Origin of the sequence: Bacillus hominis, from assembly GCF_030348325.1 — a bacterium.
GTDB classification, from domain to species: domain Bacteria; phylum Bacillota; class Bacilli; order Bacillales; family Bacillaceae_G; genus Bacillus_A; species Bacillus_A hominis.
In genome coordinates, this window is the sequence record NZ_JAUCFS010000003.1 from 111,612 (window position 1) to 137,300 (window position 25,689).

General features: G+C 33.7%; 17 protein-coding genes and 6 pseudogenes. 4 read left to right on the top strand and 19 right to left on the bottom strand.

Annotated elements, in window-relative coordinates; genetic code table 11:
• Window positions 1–201 precede the first annotated feature (201 nt).
• The 4 genes and pseudogenes from QUF93_RS28800 to QUF93_RS00965 form a co-directional block, all read right to left on the bottom strand.
• Window positions 202–570, bottom strand: coding sequence for an FtsX-like permease family protein (locus tag QUF93_RS28800; protein ID WP_353050834.1), 369 nt, complete (start codon window positions 568–570; stop codon window positions 202–204).
• A 24-nt stretch (window positions 571–594) separates the two neighbouring features.
• Window positions 595–966 (bottom strand): hypothetical protein, encoded by a 372-nt coding sequence (locus tag QUF93_RS00955; protein WP_289361110.1) that lies wholly within the window; start codon window positions 964–966, stop codon window positions 595–597.
• Between the two features lie 260 nt (window positions 967–1,226).
• A pseudogene (locus QUF93_RS00960) lies at window positions 1,227–1,394 on the bottom strand (Holliday junction resolvase RecU); the annotation flags it as partial.
• Between the two features lie 964 nt (window positions 1,395–2,358).
• Window positions 2,359–3,068, bottom strand: a pseudogene (locus QUF93_RS00965) (IS6 family transposase).
• Between the two features lie 56 nt (window positions 3,069–3,124).
• Between QUF93_RS00965 and QUF93_RS00970 the strand changes: the two are divergent.
• Window positions 3,125–3,355 (top strand): annotated as a pseudogene (locus QUF93_RS00970) (IS4 family transposase); the annotation flags it as partial.
• Between the two features lie 204 nt (window positions 3,356–3,559).
• Complete coding sequence (locus QUF93_RS00975; RefSeq protein WP_289375175.1) at window positions 3,560–4,456, top strand: VanZ family protein; 897 nt, start codon at window positions 3,560–3,562, stop codon at window positions 4,454–4,456.
• Between the two features lie 307 nt (window positions 4,457–4,763).
• On the opposite strand, the gene QUF93_RS00980 is transcribed toward QUF93_RS00975, so the two are convergent.
• On the bottom strand, window positions 4,764–4,997 hold the full coding sequence (locus QUF93_RS00980) for a hypothetical protein (RefSeq protein WP_289361111.1): 234 nt from the start codon (window positions 4,995–4,997) through the stop codon (window positions 4,764–4,766).
• A 70-nt stretch (window positions 4,998–5,067) separates the two neighbouring features.
• The gene (locus QUF93_RS00985; RefSeq protein ID WP_289361112.1) at window positions 5,068–5,199 is read right to left on the bottom strand and encodes a hypothetical protein; all 132 of its coding nucleotides are present in this window, start codon (window positions 5,197–5,199) and stop codon (window positions 5,068–5,070) included.
• A gap of 238 nt (window positions 5,200–5,437) precedes the next feature.
• Here QUF93_RS00985 and QUF93_RS00990 point away from each other — a divergent pair, with 238 nt between their 5' ends.
• A complete protein-coding gene (locus QUF93_RS00990; RefSeq protein ID WP_289361113.1) occupies window positions 5,438–5,752 on the top strand; it encodes a hypothetical protein in 315 nt (104 codons plus the stop codon).
• Between the two features lie 282 nt (window positions 5,753–6,034).
• On the opposite strand, the gene tnpB is transcribed toward QUF93_RS00990, so the two are convergent.
• Entirely contained in the window at window positions 6,035–7,156 is a 1,122-nt protein-coding gene (gene tnpB, locus QUF93_RS00995; RefSeq protein WP_289361114.1) for an IS200/IS605 family element RNA-guided endonuclease TnpB, read from the bottom strand.
• 544 nt (window positions 7,157–7,700) lie between these two features.
• On the opposite strand from tnpB, the gene QUF93_RS01000 reads away from it, so the two are divergent.
• Complete coding sequence (locus QUF93_RS01000; RefSeq protein WP_289361115.1) at window positions 7,701–8,645, top strand: tyrosine-type recombinase/integrase; 945 nt, start codon at window positions 7,701–7,703, stop codon at window positions 8,643–8,645.
• 297 nt (window positions 8,646–8,942) lie between these two features.
• On the opposite strand, the pseudogene QUF93_RS01005 reads toward QUF93_RS01000, so the two are convergent.
• The 12 genes and pseudogenes from QUF93_RS01005 to QUF93_RS01060 form a co-directional block, all read right to left on the bottom strand.
• Window positions 8,943–9,215, bottom strand: a pseudogene (locus QUF93_RS01005) (pentapeptide repeat-containing protein); the annotation flags it as partial.
• A gap of 246 nt (window positions 9,216–9,461) precedes the next feature.
• Window positions 9,462–9,686 carry a hypothetical protein gene (locus tag QUF93_RS01010; RefSeq protein WP_289361116.1) on the bottom strand — a complete coding sequence of 75 codons (225 nt, stop codon included), beginning with the start codon at window positions 9,684–9,686 and terminating at the stop codon, window positions 9,462–9,464.
• Between the two features lie 550 nt (window positions 9,687–10,236).
• A complete protein-coding gene (locus tag QUF93_RS01015; protein ID WP_289361117.1) occupies window positions 10,237–11,637 on the bottom strand; it encodes a zinc dependent phospholipase C family protein in 1,401 nt (466 codons plus the stop codon).
• 904 nt (window positions 11,638–12,541) lie between these two features.
• On the bottom strand, window positions 12,542–14,080 hold the full coding sequence (locus QUF93_RS01020; protein ID WP_289361118.1) for a thiol-activated cytolysin family protein: 1,539 nt from the start codon (window positions 14,078–14,080) through the stop codon (window positions 12,542–12,544).
• 876 nt (window positions 14,081–14,956) lie between these two features.
• Window positions 14,957–16,387 carry an IS4-like element ISBce2 family transposase gene (locus QUF93_RS01025; protein WP_080019313.1) on the bottom strand — a complete coding sequence of 477 codons (1,431 nt, stop codon included), beginning with the start codon at window positions 16,385–16,387 and terminating at the stop codon, window positions 14,957–14,959.
• Window positions 16,388–16,737: 350 nt separating this feature from the next.
• Window positions 16,738–17,412: pseudogene (locus QUF93_RS01030) on the bottom strand (IS6 family transposase).
• A gap of 802 nt (window positions 17,413–18,214) precedes the next feature.
• A complete protein-coding gene (gene yknW, locus QUF93_RS01035) occupies window positions 18,215–18,913 on the bottom strand; it encodes a YknW family membrane protein (protein ID WP_199676356.1) in 699 nt (232 codons plus the stop codon).
• Between the two features lie 108 nt (window positions 18,914–19,021).
• A complete protein-coding gene (locus QUF93_RS01040) occupies window positions 19,022–20,221 on the bottom strand; it encodes an ABC transporter permease (protein ID WP_078214533.1) in 1,200 nt (399 codons plus the stop codon).
• A complete protein-coding gene (locus QUF93_RS01045; protein ID WP_002187085.1) occupies window positions 20,218–20,898 on the bottom strand; it encodes an ABC transporter ATP-binding protein in 681 nt (226 codons plus the stop codon). The genes QUF93_RS01040 and QUF93_RS01045 overlap by 4 nt, the downstream gene beginning before the upstream one ends.
• A complete protein-coding gene (locus tag QUF93_RS01050; RefSeq protein WP_289361119.1) occupies window positions 20,895–22,079 on the bottom strand; it encodes an efflux RND transporter periplasmic adaptor subunit in 1,185 nt (394 codons plus the stop codon). Before QUF93_RS01050 ends, QUF93_RS01045 begins: the two co-directional genes overlap by 4 nt.
• Window positions 22,080–22,414: 335 nt before the next feature.
• Window positions 22,415–23,133, bottom strand: a pseudogene (locus QUF93_RS01055) (IS6 family transposase).
• A gap of 79 nt (window positions 23,134–23,212) precedes the next feature.
• Window positions 23,213–25,426: an N-acetylmuramoyl-L-alanine amidase family protein gene (locus QUF93_RS01060; protein WP_289361120.1), complete on the bottom strand. Its 2,214-nt coding sequence runs from the start codon at window positions 25,424–25,426 to the stop codon at window positions 23,213–23,215.
• Between the last annotated feature and the right edge of the window lie 263 nt (window positions 25,427–25,689).

Genomic DNA, 25,689 nt, shown 5'->3' on the forward strand with positions numbered 1-25,689 from the left:
ATCGCTTTATATGGTAGTTAAATTTTCTCAATCCACACTGAATAGTCCCTTATAAGCCCCATACAAGTAATAAATTATTACAAAAACAAAAAAAACGAGCTGAATTCCCCATAAATAACTGTAGAGATATAAAATTTTCGCTTTTGAGATATTTCAAAATTTTAGCTCGATGGGCATGTAGCGGTACCCCTAATGAATTTTTTACTTTCTTAGTGCCTCAGCAGGCTCAGTATTAATAAGCTTATAACTTGCTGTTATGCTGATCACGATAACAATAATTGCTGTTACTAAAATGGAAAGAAACATTTGAAGTATCGTGATAACTAAACCAAGATCAAAAGCAATACTGACAAAATATGTGAAACTAATTAGAAAAGCATTAAAAACAGACGCCATTCCCGATAACAATACATTTTCACTGAGTATCATTCTTCGTATTGCGCCTTTACTAAAACCTAGTGCAGATAGTAACCCCAATTCTCTATATCTTGAATTTTGCAACTTAACAAGCAGAATGATGCTGATAAAGAGACCTATTGCTAAAATCAGAATGGATACTATTAAAAACAGGCGGTTAAGGCTATTAAAGGTGCTTTACAAGGCTGCAACTTCGCTTGAAATATTTTTACTATCTATATCTTTTACTTTCAGCATTTCGTTCACAGAAACAATATCATCGAAACTTATCACATCATAGCTAATTGAATAACATTTTTTATCCTTGATATTCTTATAAAACTCCTGATCAACGTCAGAGCTTACAATGAAATCATCATAACCAGCATTAAAGATACCGCTAATCATTATAGGAGATTTGAATTCAAATGCTAGTGGAACCAGCACACCAACATAAGGGAATTTTATCAATGCTTGATTTCGAGATGTTTGGATACAGGTGGGTAAATGAAAAGGACTTACCTGTTGCCAGGGTTCTGTTCTATTGAATGCCGCGTCCTCTCTAAACAAAAGAATAGATTTTATTTTGTTAAAAAACGGTTGGAACCCAATTGTGGCGGATGTGGTAGGAGAAGAACAGCATGACAGAACGTCAACCGCTCTCTGGCCGTCCGATCACGCTGGAGTAGTGGTTAGCTTGGGACTTCCCTCCTAAAAAAAGGCTATCTTAAAAGACCCTGATAAATAAAGGATACAGTCAGGGAAATATGAATAACGATAATCTGCTACTCCTATAAAACAGATTATCTATCTAATCGTGTAGGATTCTCTGTAGTTTTTGCTTCATAGAATCCATTTAATACACGGCCACCTTTACTTTTTAACACCTTCACAGGAGTCGGACGCTTGTTTATAAGCGCTACTCCCCCTCGTTGATACATTTCATTCGCTAGATTAATATGCATTTCAAATGCCATACCACGGTTTCCTAGTCCCATTGTTATTCCTCACTTTCCACTTGTAATTTTCTATTTCAATTGAATATGCAATATTTCATATTTGTTTATTGTAATATCACTTTATTAACTATCATTTAATAGCGCATCATTAATATTCATTGATAAATCAACATTTGTAATTTGATTCCTTATATTAAGCTCTGATAAAATACTCTTAAACACTTTATTCAAATATTTATATTGGTATTTATTGTTATATACAACTATACGTTTTTTGTGTATTATATAGCAGAAGAGTAAGGTAAGAGTTACTCTTTGCCATTTTAGGAAAGGTTCTGTTGGAGACAACAGGACCTTTTTTCGTAAAAGGATTATTTTGTTTAAATTTTGCTTAATTATCTGAAAATCTTTAAAATGTTATATAATGAATCTATTCAAACCTTATGAGTGATTCAAATGCCAGATATGACACGACTCATTCTTTTCATCTTTGTAGCAATTGGTTCCATCTTCTCTTTAATAAAAGAATTTAAAAAGTCACAGAAAAGTGTATTTTGGAATTCTTGCTTCTTATAGGGATGATAATATTAATAACAGAGATTTTAATTTAAATATGAATCTTACAGTAAATAAAACTCAATATTCCGTCAATAATGTAGATAGGCGATAGCCAGAACTCATTTAATGAAGTCCCTAACCTTTCTCCTTCCCCTTTTGGAGAACCAGCCGAGCAGTTAGCTTTTGATATATATAATACTAATATCTATATATTATTATTATTAAAAATTATGATGTAATCCGTCTCTGTATTGTAATAGTCATTGCTTTATTTTTATTTTTCTCTAAATAATTGAGTTTAAAAAACCTCAAAAAGATATGTTTTGGTTCTCGATTGAAGTCTTGTCTCTCCTCGGAGTTTTACTACTAATAAAGGAATTTTGATTCTGGTGCAAATATAATGGAATAGAAATAGAGGACGCCATATTCCTAACGGAATCTACCCTTATGCCGATAAACCGAATAGATGATGGATTATAGCGCCATCTGTTTTTGGACAGACTTCGTCCCTTGAGAAGTTTGACCTTTTTTGATCATATGCATAGCTTCGATACTAGCCAGTATCTTTGTTGCAGTTTGAAAGGATTGAAATCCTAACATGGGGCGTACTAATTTTTTAATAAAGCGATGATTCTGTTCGACCATATTATTCAAATAATTTATTTGCTTTAGTTCTAAACATTCGGATAAATCATCCTCTTTTTTTGAAAGTTTCACTGCTTTTGGATAAGATCGATGCTTATTAACTGTGACTACACGTGGTATTGTCGCATGACAAGATGCCAAGGCTTTTTTGAAAAAGCGCTTAGCTGATTTTGCTTTTCTATTTTTACTTAAATAAAAATCAATCGTGTTTCCTTCTGAATCTACAGCTCGATACAAATACATCCATTTCCCTTTTACTTTGATATAAGTTTCATCAACACGCCATGAGTCATTAGTTTTCTTCTAGTGACGGCGAATTTGTTTATTTAGCTCAGGTCCATATTGATGGACTCAACGCATAATGGTTGTATGAGTAATAGATACACCACGTTCTTCCATCATTTCTACCAGATCCCTGTAGCTTAAAGCGTACCGCAGGTACCATCGAACAGTTAGCAAAATGATTTCTGATTGATAATGTTTCCATTTAAAATCCGCCGGTTTTGTCACTTTCATACACGTCCTTTATTTATGAATAATAATAGTGTACACAATGACAGTATTTTTTTGCACCAGAACCCGCTCAACTAAGGCCGGTATATATACAAATTCATTTGGAAGAAATCATGAACCAATTACAACCTGGCCAAGTGTATGAATTACATAATGTATATGTAGGGAGCAAAGACAAATTACCTACTCGCATTGTGGTTTATAAATGTACGGAGGAGCAACAAAAACGTCTACAAGATCCAGCTGTTCGAGAGAAAAAGAAAGGAATGACGTATTCTCCTCGCTTTGTTTTGCAAAAGTTTAGCTTACTTTTAAAAACTTTGCAACAGAACCGAATTACTACTTACGCCAACATAGTTTTATTGTTATATTTAAAATATGAGAATTTGTAAAATTATCAATACGAACAATTATTAGTAATAGGAGGTTTTATTATCAAAGGAAAACATCGTAACATTACCCTTGCAATATTAGGACTATATTCCGTTCTGATTCTCTACTTTATGTTCCTTGGTTTCGATAGATTGGGATTAAAATATATTAACCATGAATATGAATTCCAGTTAATTCCGAGTAGTATTCCTTTGAGCTTGCCAAATATGGTAGATAGAGAAGATTTTAATCTATGGTTTTTTAATTTTGGAAATTTAACAGCATTCATACCTTTTGGGGTATTAATTCCTATGTTATATCGTTGTAGCTTTATTAGATTTATTACTTCATTCTGTATTTCTATTCTTATACTAGAAGTACTACAAATGGTTACTTTTCTTGGTGGCTTTGACATTGATGATGTAATTGTGAATGCAATGGGTGCTACGATAGGATTTTGTGCCTATAAAATAGGATTTCGCTCTAATAATACTTTGAAAAACTTTATTATTACAGGTGTAATAGCATTTATCTTGACATTAGGAGTACTTGTAGTTGTAGGTGAAATTAATAAATCATTAGAAAAGGAACACCAATCCCCCAAAAATGGAACCGTTATAGCGCTAAATCAACTGACAGAAAGTACTGGATATGTACCGAATGTTAACAATTCCACTAGCTTTGAAGTGGCTCATAAAAAAATTGAACCTAAATTAAATATGTTTAGTAGTAAAGGGACAAATTCTCAGCAATTTAAATACTTGCTAAAAGGTAAGTATGCAAAACTTTCGGGATATCTCGGTATCCCTGATAGTGCGAGCAAACATTCCGGTAAGATAATTTTTTCTATTGATGGAAAAGATGTACAAACCATTCGATTTTCTGAAGAAAGCATATCTACATCCACAAGTTCCTTTAAGATAGAGTTGGCTAAAGCAAATGAACTTAGTATTAAATTTATTGATACAGACGCATTGCTATGGGATGTCAAGCTTACAGAATGGAAAAAATAATGAATTGAATTCCACTAGTTTAGATACTAGCGGATTAAATCTCTGGTTTAATACTACAAATTGTACAAACTTACCTGGGGCTATAGTCTCAGGTGTTTTTTGTTCGTTGTGTTCGTTTGTTTTGTTACCCCTTATCATCCCTTAACAACAAATAAGACGATAAACCGATCACGGCAGCGCCTAAAATAGCCATTCCTATACACATGTATGTTATAACCTTATCAAATGTCCATTTTTTTCAGTTTCACATTCATTGTGTAATTTCTACAAAATAAAAATGAAAGCACCCGAATGGATGCTTTCATTTTTATTTCATATAACTATTACTATCGAAGTAATATGTTACCCCGTCAATTACCCTTGATTCATTTGTTGCAAGTCCATAATTTCCAGGAATCCAATACATCCATTTCCCATTAGCAGACGACTGTTCCCAACCTTCTTTCCTAACTAGCTTTCCACCAGGGTTGAATAAGTACCATCTACCGTCTATCTTCAACCAAGGGCTATTATTATCACAAGGAGCAGATGGGTCAAACATAAGTATCCCCTTGACATAATACCAATCTACTTCATTTTCACTTTGCACCCAGGAGTCTATGGAAACCCTATTAATATTCAAATGGTAAATCAGAAATAGCCTGTCCTTTTTCCTCTTCATGACCTTCATCACATAATGCCACAGCAGGTATAACTAATCCTGCCGTTAACGAAAACGCTATTATTTCTTCTTTGCTTTGCATGTTTTTCACCCCATACAATCAATAAAACAATATATAAAGATGAATTATTTTATTGATTGTGTCAAAAATAGAAGAGTGCATTTTATCAACATTTTTTATAAAATTAATTGTCTATTATTTGTTATTTGCGACTGATGATATGTGTCACTCCTGAATTAGAAAGATACACATTTTGGGGAGTTTTACAAAAAGAAGATATCACGCTTACTGACGTAACATAATTAAAGGAGAATAGAACTTGATAAAACATATACTCAGTTTCATTCTTGGAACAATTGTTATATTAATTGGTTCCTCTTGGATTATTCCTTACACCCTAGAAGCAATTGACAGTAACGTAAGTCATATTACTCGTGACAAAAAGTATTTTAGTAAGCTATATGACTATGATATTAACCTTTGGATGATTGCAAACCTTATATTTTTCATTTTTTGTGCAATTACTATTCTTATATGTAAGTTACCTAATTATAAGAAGAACAGAAGTACTCATATAAAAAAATATAGTCATACAAATCAGCGTAAAAAAGCAAAGAGAAGGCGTCGTAAATAATTGTTTTTTATAGGGGTACTCACATCCATCAACTTAAGAATTTAGAATTACCCAAAACGAAAAAGAGTCCTAAATTAATTGGGCTCTTTTTACCTTTCTAAAATGTGAAATTTTGTATAAAAGTTTACATTCACTTCTTGAATCATTTATAGCTAATTTTGTAATAAATTTTTCAATATAGGTATAACTGTTATTTATGGTTTTGATTTGAACTACCCCCACTTTCACTTCGTTTAAAAGTGGGGGATTCCTAAGTAAAGAGTTCTATCGAACTCTAATTTATTAGGCTATCTCCGCAGTCCTTGCGGTTAGAAGCCTTATCGCTTCGTTCTTTAGATTGATACTTGCGTTAATATCCCTATCATGATGTGTACTACAAGAAGGGCAATCCCATTTACGTAGGTTTAGATTTTTAACGTCTTTGTTTTGATATCCACAATAAGAACATAATTGGCTTGAAGCAAATGTTTTCGATACGACAATGACTTGTTTGCCGTACCATGTTGCTTTATATTCCAACATGGTTCGAAACTGTGACCATGATACCTCACTAATTGCTTTTGCTAACTTATGATTCTTTAACATATTCGATACTTGCAAATCTTCTATACCGATAACATCGTGGTTTTTGATGATTTCAGTTGAGATTTTGTCCAAGTAATCTTTTCTAGTGTTTGTCATGTATTCATGAATTCTAGCAACCTTTATTCGTTGTTTATTCCAGCGAGAAGATCCTTTCGTTCTTCTAGAAAGAACACGCTGTGCTTTCGCTAACTTCCCTTCTAATGATCGAAAAAACTTCGGATTTTTATAGGTTGTTCCATCTGACAAAATGGCAAAATCTTTTAGACCTACATCAATTCCAATGTAAGAATGTGTTTTCGGAAGTTCTTGCACTTCTGTTTCCACTAACAGTGACACAAAGTATCTGCCAGAAGGGTTCCGTCTAACCGTAGCATTTAAAATACGTCCATTTACTTCACGATTTTTGGCAAATCGAACAAGACCTAGTTTCGGCAATTTAATTTTGTTTCCTACAACGGCAATGTTTTCATTTGTTTGTTTTGTGGTGTAAGATTGTACAGTGTTCTTCTTAGATTTGAAACGCGGGGCACTGTTTTGTTTTTTGAAAAAACGTGTATAAGCATCCGCAAGGTTGCGAACAGACGACTGAATAGCAATACTATCCACTTCTTTTAGCCAAACAAATTCTTTCTTCATGGCAGGAAGTTTGGCAGAGCAAGTACCATATGTCAAACCTTTTCCTGTTTCTTTGTATGCGTTATCCCATAGAAATAGGAAATGATTGAATACAAAACGAGAACAACCAATCGTTTTATTGATTAGAGTTGCTTGTGCTTTATTTGGATATATACGAAATTTATATGCTTTATTAATAACCATTCGTTTCACCTCCATTTCGACATATATCTATTATACAACAAACATACATTCGATAGGTAGTGAAGTGATAATGACAAATTGTCCAGTAACACTTTACATATGTCGAACAATTAAGATGGCTTCATGCCATCCCTTGTCCGAAGCCAATTCATCTCCCACCTACTCACTGGGCTGCGACCCTTCACGTTCCTTGAGGAAGGAGTCTTCTTGGCTAAAATGATAAAAAATTAACAAAAAACAATATAATATAAATAAGATAGTAATCCCTTTTGTATTCTCTTTGTACTAAAGATAAGATTGTGTTCCCGATCTTATCTTTTTTCTTTGGAGATTTTTGATACAAAAAAGGAATCCTTATAATAAGGATTCTGCAACAGAAAATAACAAAATATAAATAATAAAAAGAATTACTTATATTATAGCTCATATAGCAATAATATAATATTGAGAAATATTTACATAAATTCAGTATGTATTACGTAGTGTAAGTAAAGCTAATTTCAAAATTTGATATACTAAAAGAAAAAATTAGGATGATAAGGCTATGCCAACAAAAGAATTTCAAGACACAATACAGCATTTTTCTTCTTTCTTATTAGATAAAGGAAGAAAACCTTCCACAATTAAACGATATGTTTATGATATTGAAGATTTTGGTCAGTGGTTGCAAAAATCAAAAAAGCTTCCCTTACGCAATATATGGACGACACTTAGTACCGAGGGTTATGAAGAATATTTTAATGATTTAAAGAAGCAACGAAATTACTCTGATAAAACGATACATCGTGTTTATATTGTCCTAAGTAGACTTTATCAATATTTAGGCCTACCTAATCCATTAGAAGATATGAATCTCATGATTCAGCCTAATCGGGCGTTACGTGATGAAGACTTTATTTCTAAAGAGGAAGAAAAACGGCTAAAGTACATATTAACTTCATTAGAAGGATTAACAGAAAAACAACGCTCCGCTCGTCCAGTACTTATGGATCGTAACATTGTTATTGTGCATTTACTCATTAATAATGGTTTGTCCTTAAAAGAACTTGTAGGTTTACAGATGAAGCACGTTCATTTTGAAAAAAATACGATCTCAGTACCAGGAATAGTGGGTATAGAGAGGACGGTTCTTTTATCTGAAGATGATAAAAAGCGATTATGTAACTATTATATAACTATTCCTGAACCTGTTCGTCCAAAATATCATAGCAATGATCCACTATTCGTAGCATACGATTTCACTCGAAAAACTTATCATTGGTCATATGACAACGATGCTCCAAAAGCCTTAACAGAAATTGCTGTTCAAAAAATGATTCGACTTGAAGTTGAAAGAGCGAATTTACGAAAAGGAATTTCAGCACAACATCTACGGAATACCTTCATTTTACGGCTAATCGAAAATGAAGTTTTAGAGGGGCAAATTATAAAACAGATAGGTTTTAAATCTAAACTTTCATTAAAAAGATATTATGATTACATCGATTAGACCTATTCATCTTAAAAGCCGATTATCCCTTAGCGTACAGGAAATCGGCTTTTTCTATGTGAGGAATCGTCTAACGTACGAAGTTCACATTTTGTTGGTACTAATTCTAATAGGGGTCACCTTATCAAAAAAAGAAAATCGTACATTATTAAGACCTAAATTCTGAGAACCCTTGAGAAATAAAGAAGCTTACATATTAGACATATCTAATATGTAAGCTTCTTTGATTTAGAGGTCATCATTCAAAAATGAATCCATTATTTAAAAGAGCCAATTTTGAAGGGAAGCACTGATTGTTTACTTTTTATTCACATGATAGTATAGCTCGAGAAGATCTGCCACAGGAATGTCATTTATTTTCATACCTGTAATATCACTCTGCTGTATTTCCACGTTCCTAAGGTTACTATTCTTTATTTTACTACCTTTAAGGTTACACCTTTCAAATGTGATTGGATTACCTTCATCTCCAAGACTTGTATCAATGAAACGAACCCCCTCTAAAGTTACCAAAGCCATTTCACTATTAGAAAAATTTAGATCGGCAAACAATGTATTTCTAAAATATATTCAACTTATTTGCTAAATTTCTTTTGTTTTTTCCGTATAACATATATATAACTAGTCCAAAAATGGGTACCGCCAAATGCCCATCAAGCTAAGATAAATTTGTATCCATATAATCAAAAAAACGCTATTCTTTTTGTAAAAATATATAGAAAGAATGGCGTATTTTTTCATTTTAAGGAAATTTAGTTTTGTTATCTTTCCCTAACAACAAACAAGACGCCAACCAGATCATGAATTACTATTGGTTTAATCATTAACAAGTATATCTGGGCCCTTTTTCAACATATATGTAAAACCTGAAATAAATACGATACTAAATATAATAGTGGAAGACCACATATTAAAATGAAATTCTTTACCTACAACTAAATAATAGATGTTATGGACCAAGAAATTAGCACCTATGATAATCCCACCTAACATTGAACTAATTACAAGACTGATTAAATAAAATTTGAGCTTCTGAAACATTTCCCCTCTACTCCTTTTCTAAAATCAACTTTATTCAGGATGTTTTAGAAAATTATACCATTTATTTTTCTGATATTCTTAAATCTATAATATATTTAAGGTTATTTTAAGAGAAGAAGGATTGCCTATCCAAATGTTCATTTTAGGGTCTCACCAACATGCCCATCAAGGTAATGAAACTAGTTGCTCCAAAACAAAAAAATGTATATTTTTACCTATATATGCCAATTTTCTCATTTTGGGGGTATTTTCCTTTATTAGCTTGATGGCGATGGGGAGTAACCCATAGATAAGGAAATCCAAAGGGATAAAACGATGCAACTTCTTTATAAACAGTACATCTTCTTTATAAACGGTACGACTTTATTTCAAAGCTACAGTATTTTATTCTTTTTAACAGGTTATTTAGAATAATTGAAGAATAAAAAAGCTCATCTTTTATGAAAAAAGAGATGGGCTTTTTTGTTTGTTGCCAATAAGTGAAGTTACTTGACGTTTACGGATAAAAAAACACTCGTTCTGATTAAGGACGAGTGTTTTTCTTTTTAGTTTATCTAACAGGTATAAACTTCCATGAGCTAGGTTTTTGTTTTTTTCCACCTAGTACGATCCAATTTTTCTCTGCATTTATATTTTCATAATTTAATGGATAGTCATCTGTAAAAATATTATATTCTGTAGGATTATCCAGGTTAATTTTAATTTTAAAGTCAGCTAAACTATCCGATTTTTGAGCAAGGTGAATCCAACTAGAATAATTAGACCAATTTAAATATTGAAATTGGTCGTAATTTGAGTGCTTCATGCGAAGATATATACTCTCCCCGTGGTGTAGCTTTGCATCATTTTCTTTGTAGAATTCAAATTCTATAGGTGTACCAGATAAAGCATTGTTTTCTTTACTTGCAAGTGAGACATAATCATAACGGTTTGCTACATACCATTCAAATGTTAGACCTTGATAAGGAGATTCACTTGGTACGATATAATAGTTTTTCCCTGCTTCTATGACGTTTCCTTCTATATCATAGATTAATGCAGTCTCTATACTTGGAGCTTTCACATTTTCAGTAAAAGTTTTAAACCAAAGATTTAAGAAACCTGCTGTATTGCGCTGAGCTTCTCCTAAGCTTCGCTGCACAGCTGGGGTAACCATTTCTTGCCACAATTGTGCCTTACCACTATTATAATACTTAAATGTTTTATCATTAGTAATATTTTGGATTTCAGGTTTAGCTACTCGGGCTGCATAATCAATCCATTCTTCAGGTGTGGATAGAGAGTCGTTATAATTCCCTCCAGTATTGACTGCAAATTGATTTTGAATGGTTGTAACATAATTTTCAAAGTAGCTATGATATTTTATAGCTCTCGTATCAATTGCGGTAAAATTTGCTGCATGCATAGGTTGGGTAGCATCTGTAAAGTAGTGCGTGGCTACTCCTAAGTAATAGAAAGCTTTTTCATAGTCTTTATTTCGTAAATGTTCTCCAGATTCATAAAAGTATTTCTTACCTTGTGTAAGAGCCGTTGGATTTGTTTCTCCTCTATAATTTTCTTTAGTATCAGGATCATAAAAATGAGATTTCCATCCGCCTTTAAAAACGCCGCCTATTCCTGTTCCACCATCGTTAAACTCTGCATTATAATCTGCATCATATAATCCTTTAGAAAATAGATCTTTATATTGCGGATAATTTAAAAAGTCCACAGCCTGCTTATTTGCTTCAATATTAGATTCTGTTTTCATAATTTCAATAGCTTGTTTTGCAATCCATAAATGTGTACTTTTATCAGAATGATACGGAGCTTCTGCAGACCATCCTGCAGTAATAGGATCATTCTCAGTTAAATCAATTTGATCGAGATGAGCATAGCTACTTTGAGGAGATACTCCTAAAATAGTTAAAGTCACTCCAGCTATACATAGTGTTGATGCGAATTTTTTCATTTTTTTATTTCCTTTCTAAATATTAAGATTCTTATGCGAATTTTCATCATATTAACGTAATATCAACAGGTAAATATCTCTAATAAAAGTGCGATTAGCAAAGGCTAACTGCTTAATATTTCTCTTAAAGGGATACCGCCACATCGATCAACTTAAAAGTTTTACGTAGACACTAAACAATAATTTACTTTCTCTACCTCTAGTTATATATAAAATCGCGTCTTATTTAAACATATATTTTTATGCAATTTCGCATATACAAATATAGGGAATCGAATAAGCTTCCATTTATTGTATTAATGAATGACCGTTGTCTTTAGATAATTGAAATTATGATGTTTTAACGAATTTACCGAAAGAAGTCTCCTTCCTCAAGCGTGTGAAGGGTGATAGCCCAGCGGTAGGTGGGAGATGAATTTCGGTTTGGAATAGCCAAAAACTTTTGATAAACTAGCTATATGAAGTTCTTTGATAACTTGATATATGAGGTTGCAGGAAGAAAATAGAGTGCGAAAACCAATCCATTCGGTTCCTGCGTAAAATAACAACCGTACCGTGAGAGCGTCCAAGCGTTGGACATCTAGGGGTGGAACACCCAGAAGTAACGCTCAGGGAGACGAAAAGTTACTTTCGTCGCGGAACTGAGAAGCCCCCACTTCAAGCTTTGCTAAGTGACGAGTAGTTCACGTTAACAATCTATGTCCATCAAATTAAGAATTCAGAATTACCCCAAAATGAAACAATGAGCTATTTGTTATAAGTTAGCAAAAAATTTTGTTCTTTGGTACTATGAAATTTTAGCTAGATGGCTATGTGACGGTCCCCCTACTTAAATTGACTCTCCAATTTGATGAGTATGATATATTTGAAAAAGCGCCCTGTTTACAGGGCGCTTCACTTCTACCTAATGACTAATATTAGCAGTCGGGTGTAAAGTTGTTCCTCCAATTGAAACTTTTATTTCATTTGTTAATGGAACATTTTGTTCATTAATAATTGTTCTCCACCATTCCCATGCAAGACCTGTACATTCTCTCGCTACGACTTTTACATTTTTTGAATTCGGTGGAAGCGGTATAACTGTAGAGTAATGAGCCGTTTTGTCTTGGCCATTCCCTTCCCAAGTTTTATGGGTTAATACTTCTTTTCCATTTTCATCATATGAGAATTCATCCCAAGATACATCAAATTGAGCAACATATGCACCGTAATGATCAAGCGTCATTTTAGCACTTGAATATTCTGTAGTTGTAGTCTCAACATAATCTGTATTGTTATGAACAGCAGCAGTTGCATTATCTTTTAAGAAAGTGCTTGTATATGAAATTGGGTATGCTGGATTTTTAGGACTTAATTCTGCATTATCTTTAATGATATTTCGGATTTCATTAAAATCTTTTGAAACAACCTTGTTATGCTCTTTTGCATCTCCGCCTAATACTACAGCGGTAAAGGTACTGTCTTCAAAAATATCTTTGTACTGTCCACTCGCTTCAACGCCTTGCCCCTTAATTAAGGCTTTAAAGGCAGCTTGTACATCTTTGCTCTTAGATGATGTTTCTAATTTCACATAAACTGTTCTACCATAAGCTACATTTGACACCATAACAGGCGGAGCCGCATTACTTACCCCTTTACGAGTTAACTCATCAAAAGTAACACTATTATCAAAAAGTTCTGACGGATTGTTAGGTAGTTCTGCACTTACGGTATAAAAGATTTGCTTATATGCCGCAACCATCACTTTTTTCTCTCCATCTGCAATCGCTTTAAAATCAATGTTCAGTGAATTGTCAAGATATTTAGCGTTAACATTAAGAGCACTTGCTATTTGAGATTTACTATACACCATAGATTCTGTATACTGCATTCTTGCAGGTAACGTATGTGTTTTTGAATATTTTTCATTCCAAGTAGATACTAATTCATCTACTGCTCCAGACACATTACCATATGTAGGATTTTGGACAGTAATTGTATTGTCTTTTCTCATGCCAGGTAAGTCTATACTAATATTCAAAGGTTTTCTCTTAGCCACTAATAAACTAGGTTGATTATCTGCAAAAGCTTTATTTGCAAGTTGTAATGCTCCTGGATAAGTACGATTAGCCACAGAATCAATAATCGAGATATCGACCGGTGAAGTTGTAAGTGATTTTTTCTCACGTTCAACTACTACAAATTTACCATTTGAATTGATACTTTCTTTCGGAACAAAGCTCTCTACTTTATCACCATTTACTGCTAAAATATCTCTACTATCATACTTTAAATTTGCTATGCCAGTATCAATGCCACTAGCATTTTTTGTTGCATCAGCTGAATTACCTGTTTTTGTTTCTGCGAAGGAAATAGATGAATAATTAATAGTGCATAAACTAACTAATAAACATGTTAGGAATTTTATTCTTCTGTTATTTTTCTTAATTTTCAAAAAAATCATCCCATTCTTTTTTTGTTTTAAGATTTGATAATGATTTATAAATGATTGTCAAATCTTATATTTACATAAATGCTTTTAAAAATTCTTGAACTAATGGAAGTACTCCACCTACAAATTTCAAAACTGCCATTGCGATTGTCATATTATTTCCTCCTCTTATTTCGTATTAAGATATGATAATTTTTATAAATAATTGCTAAATAATAAGCTTACATAAATGCCTTTAAAAGTTCTTGAACGAATGGAAGTGCTCCACCTACAAATTTCAAAACTGCCATTGCGATTGTCATATTATTTCCTCCTCTTATTTCGTATTAAGATATGATAATTTTTATAAATAATTGCTAAATAATGAACTTACATAAATGCTTTTAAAAGTTCTTGAACTAATGGAAGTGCTCCACCTACAAATTTTAAAACTGTCATTACGATTGCCATATTATTTCCTCCTCTTATTTTGTATAGTAAGATGTTGTAAATCTTTATACTCTTATTATAGTAAGCGCTTACATTTATATCAATATAATTTTATATGCAATATTGCATATGAGGGTAAGATCACGAAATATCACATTTTCGCATTAAGACATGTATTGGAAATTAATTGCTCCCTAAAACAAAAAAATGAACTGAATTCTTATAGATAACTTTGTTGAGACAAAATTTTTGTTTTGGGGTACTTCAAAATATTAGGTTGATGGGCATGGGGGATTATGATTCTTTAGGTTGATGGCGATGTGGCGCTACCCCACATCCATCAACTTAACGTATATTTTTATACAAAATGCGGTCTTTCCACGTAGTTTTTTATTATCTTTTATAGATGTTATAAAAGTAGGCACATCAAATAAACCCTGACGGGTTTCAAATTTTTCGCTATGCTACCTGATGGGCAGAAGTGGTATACTCATACACAACACCTAAAATATCAAAGACTGTTTTTTTCTCATATCTGTGAGATTTTCGTCCGTTTCGCTGTAGGAGGTTAAACAGACGAAGGAGAATCTTTGATAATTCTTGGGTGTTTTTATGTAGTGCTTGATGAAAAAGTAAGAAATAATCTTTAATTATGTACATCGCTTTATATTCACTTAGTTCTTTCTGTTTCTTACGTAACAGGAGTTCTCTCATTTTAAACATAGTAGAAGAACATAATAGGATACTAATGAGTTGTCCATAAAGGTGGCATTCTAATCGCTCTTGTTTAATAGATTTACAACGATGAATTCGAAACCAAGATTTCCATATTTTAAATAACAGCTCAATTTGCCAACGCAGTGAATATAAATCATAGATTTTCTCTTTCGGTACCCATTCCGTAGGAATGTTTGTCATATATACCGTAATTCCTTGTAAAAGTTTCGTACGCTCTGTATATGTAATCCCTTTTTTCTTTTCGCGAATAGCTCGATCATGTAGACGTTTCTGTTTTTGCTCCTCTGTACATCTATAAACCACAATGCGAGTGGGTAGTTTGTCTTTGCTCCCTACATATACATCATGTAATTCATACACTTGGCCAGGTTGTAATTGGTTCATGATGTCTTCCAAATGAATTTGTATATATACCGGTCTCAATTGAGCAGGTTTTGTTTTAAATACCACTGTTTCGAATTCTTTTCTATATATTTTAGTTGGTAATTTAAGACGCGATAAATAATACCCTTCCTTATCTTGGATCGATTTAAAGTCTTGTAAACGAAAATACCCTAAGTCACGAATATATAGTTCATTCTTTTGTGTCATGTCCATTCGAGTCGCCCCATATGCCTGATCACTTCGTTTTCCTGGTTCAATTTTCACATCAGAAAACTCTCCACTCAACAAGTCATACTCTAATTGAATTTTCACACCAGCTGTATGACTACAGCCTCCGGCACCAGGATAAGTAGCTGCGAATCGATCTGGAACTTGAAAGGTTGTAGAATCAAGGATGCGAATCCGCTCAAAGTAAGCAGAAAGAGAATGAGAAATTGTAGATGATCCTCCAATTTTAGCTTGTAGAAGTGTAGTAAATACATTTCGAAAGAAGGCTACAGAAGCCGAGTTAAATCGTCGATTCAGTCCCTCAGGACTTAATAAAATTCCTGTTGAAGTTTCTAATTGACTACAAAGTTGAGTAAGAGAGGTTGTAGCGATTTGTTGATTTAACCATACACACAAAGATAAAAAATGGTGCCCATGGCACTTACGTTTTCGTTTCATTCCACCTGCTTCTATAGCTAATTGATTAAGTGTAGCGGGAGACATATATCGATATAACTCTTCGGCAAATAAAGACAGCTCTTGTTTTTGATGCATATTCATAAAAAGCACGTCACCCTTTCTCATTAACATAAGAGAATAGTAACGTGCTTTTAAGTTTAAGAATAGTCTAAATCCTTAAGTTGATGGATGTGTGGCGCTACCCCATGCCCGTCAACTTAAGAAGTGGGTTGTTCCCCAAACCGAAAAAAATGAGTTAAACACTAGTCGTAAAGAAGTCATTTTTTCGCTATGGGGAAACTTAAAATCTTAGCTTGATAGCAATGTGGTATTCTTTCTATCTTATGGTAGTAAAAAAGGTTCTGGTGCGAAAATGTTAGTTAGAAACATAGAGTAGCAATTTCTTCTTCATTTCTATCTTATGAAGCTAAGCCAAATAATTTATGAATAAATCATTTCTGGTTTTGGACAGACTTATCCGGTAAAACAAGTTGCCCTTTTTTCATCATATGCATGGCTTCAACACCACTCAATATAGAGATTGCTGTTTTAAACGACTTTAATCCTAACATAGAACGAACTCGCCTTTTAATAAACCGGTGGTCTTGTCCCACTATATTATTGAGATATTTAACTTGCCTTAGTTGTATGCCTTCAGGCATATGTTTCTCTTCTCTTAACTCTTGAATTGCTACAGGATAGGCAGGGTTCTTATCTACTGTTATCACGCGAGGTTTAGAAACATACGAAAAAGCCAAGGCTTTCTTGAAAAAGCGCTTGGCTGCTTGTTTATCTCTTGATTTACTTAGACAAAAATCAATTGTATACCCTTCTGAATCGACTGCACGGTATTAGTACATCCATTGAGCTTTTACTTTGATATATGTTTCATCGACTTTCCATGAGTCATTTGTTGATTTAAGATGATGTCGTACTTTCTCTTCTAATTGAGGTCCATATTGATGAACCCGGCGCATAATCGTTGCATGAGCAATTGATAAGCCTCTTTCCTCCATCATTTCCACCAGGTTACGGAAGCTCAAATTGTACCGTAGGTACCACCTTACTATTAATAAGATTAGTTCAGGCTGATAATACTTCCATTTAAACAAATTTTCCTTTTCCATACTGATTACGCACCTTTTTAGAGTCATACTATCAGTATGTCCAAGATTAGGAGATTACTTGCAAGAGTCTTTAGATTTTTGCACCAGAACCTTATTTTTTATACGATTCATGCTATTTCTCCCCTTCTTTCATTATTTCTATAAGATTACAAAAATGAAATTATACTGTACATTGCTTATACTTTTGCTGTGGAATAAAATCCCTTTCGATATATTTATCTTATTATAAATATCTTTCAAATCACTTTCATAAATGTTACAAAAGTCTTTCATTAATTTGAAAGGCTTTGAAATTTCTAAAATACACTTATCAAACTCAAATTATAGTATTTACTCTCAGGATGCCCCTTGGACCCAATAATCGTTTCCTTTTTTTACTTTATGACATAAATAACTTTTGCTATGTGTAAATGTATTTGTTGTTGGGGATTCACTTATGCATCAAACCATCAGTGAATATGTCTAGCTATAATACGTTGTTCTAACAAGCTTTTCTAAAAATGAAGGAGTAAAATGTTTATGTAATTCTTCAGCAAATAATTGTAGTTTACTTTGAATTGAAAGATTCATAAAAAACGTCATCCTTTCTAATCTAGCTTGTTTAGAAAGAATAACGTTTTTTGGTACTTGGGGGTATTAAAATTTCTTAAGTTGATGGGCATGGGAGCACCATATCAAAATAAGAAAATTGTACGTTTGAACATATTTTGGACAAAAAATAACCAGTACCTTTTAGGTTAAGGAACTGGTTACTAATGTTGCAAATATTTTACTGAACTTATTTATAAGGAACTTAATTTATTTACAATAGCATACCTGGTAAAAACTTTGCTATTAATACAATAATTGCCGCAAAGAATACCGCTTTAATAATGAATAGAATAATAATTGGAATCGATGCTTTCACTTTGCTTAATCCAGTTGTAATGTGTAATCCGAGCCAAATTAAGATTAAATTCCATACATAGAATATTTCAATTGTATTACCAATTCCATATGCAAATGTACCTTTCGTAAATAATAACCCTAAACTCGTATATTGGCTCATTCCACTACTAAAGATTATACTTAAAATTGAATTAATAAGTCCACCAATAATAAGGACAATGTTTGTATAAGCTACAATATTCAATAAGGTTTTATAAGGCGTATCATTACCAAAGAACATCATAAACATTTTATAAATAGCTGCTATGAATAGTGTTCCAACCATCGCACTAGCAAAGCTTGTTCCAATTCCAGAAATAACTTCTGATGTAAGTGAACTTTGTCCAGCCATTTCACCTAATTCTTTTTTCATTTTAAGCATCTCAGGTGAGGTATACATAACATACGCATTTAAACCACCTAGAAGCCCTTGTAACAATGCTACTAAGAGGAACATACCCCAAACTTTCTCGTTTGTTTTCATTCTTTCAAATTGTACTCCAGGAGATGTAATCATTCCAAATAATGATGGCTTTTTCGCACCTACATCTTGTGTATTAATATTCGCTTTCATTATAACGCCTCCTTCTATTTACATATTCCTTTTAAAGGATGGTAAAAACAATTAACTCAAACAATATGTATGTGTAATAGAGATATTTATCTTTACTACACTAGTAAACTATTCGTAGCGGAGTGCTTCAATTGGATCTAATTTTGCAGCTTTATTCGCTGGAATTAATCCGAAAATAATACCAAGTGTCATTGAGAATAATACGCCTCCGACAACAACTTCCCATGAAACAAGTGGTGGCCATTTCGCAAATGTGGAAACAATATATGCCCCGCCATATCCAAGACCAATTCCGATCAAACCACCTAGAAGCGTTAACATAACGGCTTCAATTAAAAACTGTAATAAAATTTTACTACGCGTTGCTCCAAGCGCTTTACGTATTCCAATTTCGCGCGTACGCTCCGTTACAGATACGAGCATAATGTTCATAACGCCAATACCACCAACGACTAATGAAATGCCAGCGATACCACCGATGATCATTGTCATGATATTAGTGACTTTAGAAACTCCTTCTTGGAACTCTTTTAAGTTTACTAATTCATATTTACCTGGAATTTCACTCGGCTTACGACTATTTAATACTTCAACAGCTTTTTTTCCTGCTGATTCTAAATTGTCTACATTTTTAGCCTGAATTGCGATACTTTGAATTTCATCTGTTCCGTATAAAACAGGCCATAAGGTGAGAGGAATCAGTACTTCTTCAGTTTCAAATCCCATAAATTCATTATCTGATTTATAGACACCGATAATTTGCACCGGCTGTCCTTTCATTTCAATAATTTTTCCTACTGGATTTTCATCTTTAAATAGCGTCTCTTCTGCCTTCGTACTAATCATAACGACGTTATTACCTTGTGAAATATCTGATTCATTCAATGAACGCCCTTTGAGCATTTTCACTTTATTTACTTGAAAATACTCACTATCCAGTCCAATAACATTAATCATTGCTTTTTTATCATTTATATCAAGTGTTTCCATCGTACTATTCGTCGTAATAACATGGGCAACATCTTTTACCTGTTTCACCTCAAGAATATCTTCTTCCGTTAATTTTGGTACTTCATGCCCACCCATAGCAAACTCATCATTAATATCCGGCTTAAACTGAATTGGCATAAGGTTATTACCAGAACCAGCGATTTTCGACTTCAGCATCACTTCCCCGCCCTGCCCAATCGCAACGACAGTAATAATAGAACCTACACCGATAATAATACCGAGCATCGTCAAAGCTGAACGCAGTTTATGAGCTAAAATTGAAGATAGGGCAATTTTCATACTATCTAGTAAACTCATACTGCACACCTTCTATCTTCAGTAATTTTCCCATCTCGCAGTACAATGCGGCGAGATGAATAAGCTGCTACCTCTTCTTCATGCGTAACCATAACAATCGTCGTACCTTCTGCATTAAGCTTCGTGAAAATATCCATAACTTGTTCACCAGACTTCGTATCAAGCGCCCCTGTCGGCTCATCGGCCATAATGAACGTTGGATTATTCGCAATCGCTCTCGCAATTGCTACACGCTGTTTCTGTCCACCTGATAACTCATTCGGTAAATGATGCACTCTATCTGCTAACCCTACTTTGACCAGTGCTTCCAAAGCACGCTTACGGCGCTCAGCTTTCTTCACCCCACCATATACAAGAGGAAGTTCAACATTTTCCACCGCTGAAAGACGTGGCAGTAAATTAAAATGCTGGAACACAAAGCCGATATATTCATTACGAATTAAAGCTAATTTTGACTCATCTGCTGTTAAGATATTCACATCATTCAGCATATATTTTCCTTCTGTTGGGCGATCTAAACAACCGATAATATTCATAAGCGTTGATTTACCGGAACCAGACGGTCCCATAATTGAAACAAACTCACCACTCTGAATCGTTAAACTAATACCATGTAAAATCGGTACTGCCAATTTTCCTTGATAATACGTTTTAGCAATATTATTTAACGTAATCATTTCTCTGTCACTTCCATTCCGTCATACACGTTGTCGGAAGGATTTTTAACCACCTTTTGCCCCACTGCTGCGCCTTCAACAATCTCTGTCCAGTCTCCATCAGTAGCGCCTTTTTTCACATTTTGTTTATGAAGCTTCCCTTTCTCTTCAATATAAACAAATGCATCATCGCCTTTTTCTACAATGCTCTTACTTGGAACAGCAATCATCGTCTTATTCTCTAAATTTACTTGTAAAGAAACGTGATAACCTGGAGATAAACCATCTTGGCTATCAAGACTTGCCTTATATGTATATTGAGACATATTTTGAGTTCCTTCACCAGCTGCTTGAGCCATCTCAGCACTCGTTGGGAATTCACTTACTTCCGTAATCTTACCTGTCCACTTCTTCTTATTATTTGCTTTCGCAGTTACAGTAAACGTTTGATCTTTTTGAATTTGTGACTTTTGAAGCTCTGTTAAAGTCCCTTGAACTTGGAACGGATCTTTAGAAGCAACTTGTAAGAATGCTTTCCCTTGGCCACCTAAAGCTTGAGATGAACTTTGCGCTGCATCTTTATCTAACTTTTGTACAACACCTGTAAAATTACTATAAATCGTAAGTTCTTTCTGTTTTTTACTTAACTCTTCTTTTTGTAACTCTCCTTTTTCTTTTTCAAGATCAGTTGTTTTTTGTGCCATTTCTAACTCACTTACCTGCTCTTCCATTGGGTCTGTTACTTCTTTCGCAGCCCCACTATCTTTTGCCTTCTTAATTTCTTTCTTCAATGAATCAATCTTCTTTTTCCCTTGATCGTAACGCATATCAGCCATCTTCTGATCAAGCTCAGCTTGTTTCACCTGTAAATTAATTTCTTCATTATCATAAGAGAATAATTTCGTTCCCTTTTCTACCTCTTGTCCTTCTTTCACTGCAATATCTTTCACTTTTCCTTTAGTTGGATCCGCATAGAAGCTTTCAATATTCCCCGGCTTCACCTGACCCGAAATTAACTTCGTATTATTTAGCTTACGCTCTGTCACTTTCTCAAAACTTACAGCATCCGCCTTCGTTGTATCTTTCTTCTTACCTTGCATAACAAAAATATTTACCGCCGCAACGATAACAATTAGTACAATAACCCCAACAATAATCCATTTTTTTTTCTTATTTGGAGTACGAACTGTATTTTGTAACATAATCTTTCCCCTTTCAAAATTATATATTACTAAAACATATAGCAATTAAATAATATAACACGAAAAATACTCATAACCAATATGTATTATTGCATATAGTTAGATTAAAAGATTTTTATGAGATTTAACATTTGGTTATATAAATAAAAACACAACAACAAGGAACATACATTCATATTTTATAAGGTATTCACTCCTGTTAACATATAAACTAATAGCATATATATATCTTATTCTTTAAATGCTATAATTGCCGGAACTGAAACAAAAGGGTTCTGGTGCAAATACTTAGGAAAGATATAAAGAGGTGAAAAGTTTCCTAGTGGAATCTAGTCTTAAGCAGCAATTCCAAATAGTTGATGGATGAACTTCACTTGATTTTGGACAGACTTGTCCAGTGAAACGAATTACCTTTTTTTACCATACGCATAGCTTCTATTCCAGAAATAATGGATGTTGCTGTGCGAAAGGATTTCAATCCTAACATCGAACGAAATCGCTTTTTAATAAATTGATGATCTTGTTCTACTATATTATTGAGATATTTCACTTGCCTTAGTTGGATGCCTAATGGCATCTTTTTTTCTTTTTTCAATCCTTCAACTGCTATAGGATAAGCTGGATTCTTATCTACTGTCACGACACGAGGATCAGAAATATGAAAAGACTGCAAAGCTTTCTTGAAGAATCGCTTTGCAGCCTTGTGGTTTCTTGGTTTGCTTAGGTAAAAACCGATGGTATTTTCTTTCGAATCGACAGCACGATACAGGTACATCCATTGACTCTTTACTTTGATATATGTTTCATCGAATCTCCAAGAGTCATTGGTTTGCTTGAGATGACGACGGATTCTTTTGTCTAATTCAGGACCATACTGATGAACCCAACGCATAATCGTTGTATGAGCAACAGATAAGCCCCGTTCCGCCATCATTTCCACCAAATCACGAAAGCTCAAGTTGTACCGTAGGTACCATCTTACTGTTTGCAAAATATTATCATGATGATAATGCTTCCACTTGAATAAATTTCGCTTTCCATACTGATCACTCACCTTTTTTAGAGTAATAGTATCAGTATGTCCAAGATTTAGAGATTACTTGCAATTATCCTGAAGTTTTTGCATCAGAGCCTTACATCTTATGTCCCCACTGGTCAAAGTGATAATCTTTACCGTCGATTTTAAACCAACCGTCTGAATAAAGTGAACCATCTTCTCTAGCACAATACCAAAGGTATCCGTATGCAAGAGGCCAAGGTCTATATCCACCACCAACTTGGAACCACCCTGTTTTAGCTGCCCCTTTCTCATCGAAGTAATAATATTTATTATCGATAGTTTGCCATCCTGTTTGTGCTACGCCGTTATTGTCAAAATGGTATATCTTACCATCTATTTTTTCAAACCCTGATCGATTAACTGATCCGTCTTCATGAAAATAATATTTTTTTCCGTCAATGTTTTCATAATCATTGAAAGTATAATTGCGACCATTTGTGAAATAATATCTTTTACCGTCTATCATTTTCCAACCGGTATAGAAAACTCCATCTTCTAAACTATAATATTCTAGTAGGTTCTCACTTTTGTTGAGCCCTGTTTTATAAAGCGAACCGTCATGCTTAAATGATAATATTTTGTTGTCCAACCCAACATTAACAACGCTGTTTATCACTTTTCCATTTAGATCAGAAACTCTCTCAAGTACACCTTTGTCGGAAACGTGAATAATTTTATTTTGATCTTCTAAGCGTATTTCCTTTTTATTTACATTGTAATTTTGGAAGTAATAAATTTTACCATCTACTTCTTTTAGACCTTCTTTAACGATTGCTCCAGAAGCATCGGCATAGGAATCTCCATCCCAGGTTGATCGTTGTAAAACACCGTCATCATTAAAGTAGTAGTATTTATCCTCAATCAGTGCATCACTTGCATTTCCAGCAACCATGTAGCCATAAGGCGATGAGAAATAATAAGTCTTCCCCTTAATTTCTTGCCAGCCTGTCAAAATGACTCCTTCAGCATCTGTAAAGGAATACCCATCACCTCGGTTTATCCAACTGTTCTTTATCACGTTTCCAGAGGAATCTTTTGCAATCCATTTAGTAGAATCTTTTTCATCAGCTACAGCCTGTACTTTATCATACTTCTGTCTCTCATTTTCTTTACCCGGATACCACTCTATTAACCAATTGTTAATTTCATTGTTGCTTTTATCAGAGAAACGAATTTCAGATTTGAAACTCCAATCAGTACCAAATTGAGAAATATATTGATTACCAGCCAAACTTACCCCATTTTTGTTATTCAAACGGAACTGAAATTTACCATCGTTAGAATTTCCTATCTGAACAAGTTCAAACACTTCATCATCGCCAAGCGAATCGGAATATTGAAGTCCGTTTCCTTCTTTTCCTGAAAGATATTTTGAACCTGTTTTTACGATTACTTTATTCGTTCCTTTTTTATAAGGGATAATTTGATAAGGTTTACCGTCATTTAGTGTAATGAATGGCAGTGCCATAGATGTCTCTAGGACGTTAGTACGCTCCGCCAATATATCAGATAATCGATCATAAAAATCTGCACGAGCTTTAGGATCATTATTAACATAGTTGTCAAGGACATCTTTACCTACTGGCTTTGAAGTCAATGTTATCAATCGTTTTTGCTCATCTGATAATTTATTTGCTATCTGATCAAATAGGTAATCTGAATTTTTAACAATCACCGTCCAATCGCCAAAGGAGTCGCCGGAATATTTTTTGTAAAGTGGACCAAGAAATCTTGGGTTTTTACCAGATGCTTTTTCTACAAATGCATGTTGGCCTTGATTTATCACAACTCCGGTCTTTCCTTCGTCTAATTGTGCTTGTGTAATGTAAAGAAGATCGTGTTCTGAGATATTTTCTGCATTAGGGTTTAAATCTATAATTGCACCTGCTTCAGTAATTTTAAGCTGCTGTCCAGATTTTAGTTGATGAGTTTCAATTCTTCCATTTGGATAGCGTACTTTAACTGGTTTAAGAAAATTCACATCACCTTGTGTATGATACATGGAAATATTAAATTCCCCAGGTGTAAAAGTAGGAGCCTGGTAAGTTTCGTTTTCTGCATATACATCAATATGAGTGCCTGGGTCTCGATCCCCAGGGGCTAGTCCAAGTGTTTCATAAGTGTTTGCTACAGCACCTAATACAGTAATAGTTATATCCACTACCGCACCTACCCCTGCGCTAGCCTTATTTTCTGCAATCGGTGCCATAGAAAAAAGAATTCCTAATGCCGCTGTAGCAGGGATTACCTTTTTTCCAATTCCAGTTGTTTTAAATTTCTTTTTCATTTCGTTCTCCTCTCGTTGTGAAATTAATCACTTTTGAATCATCTAAAATTAATGTTCTGAAGTTCATCTTAGCTTAGATACCTTTCGAATTTCTTGCATAAGTGTTACAAAAGTCTTTCATTGATTTTAATTTGTAATAAGGAAAATATTAAATATTAATGTGAGGAGATCAAAATACATATTCAGAAAATAAGTATTAACAAGTGTTAAAATGGTTACAGCGTGTTGAAAATGGAAGATATGTACATATTGCTTAATTGAAC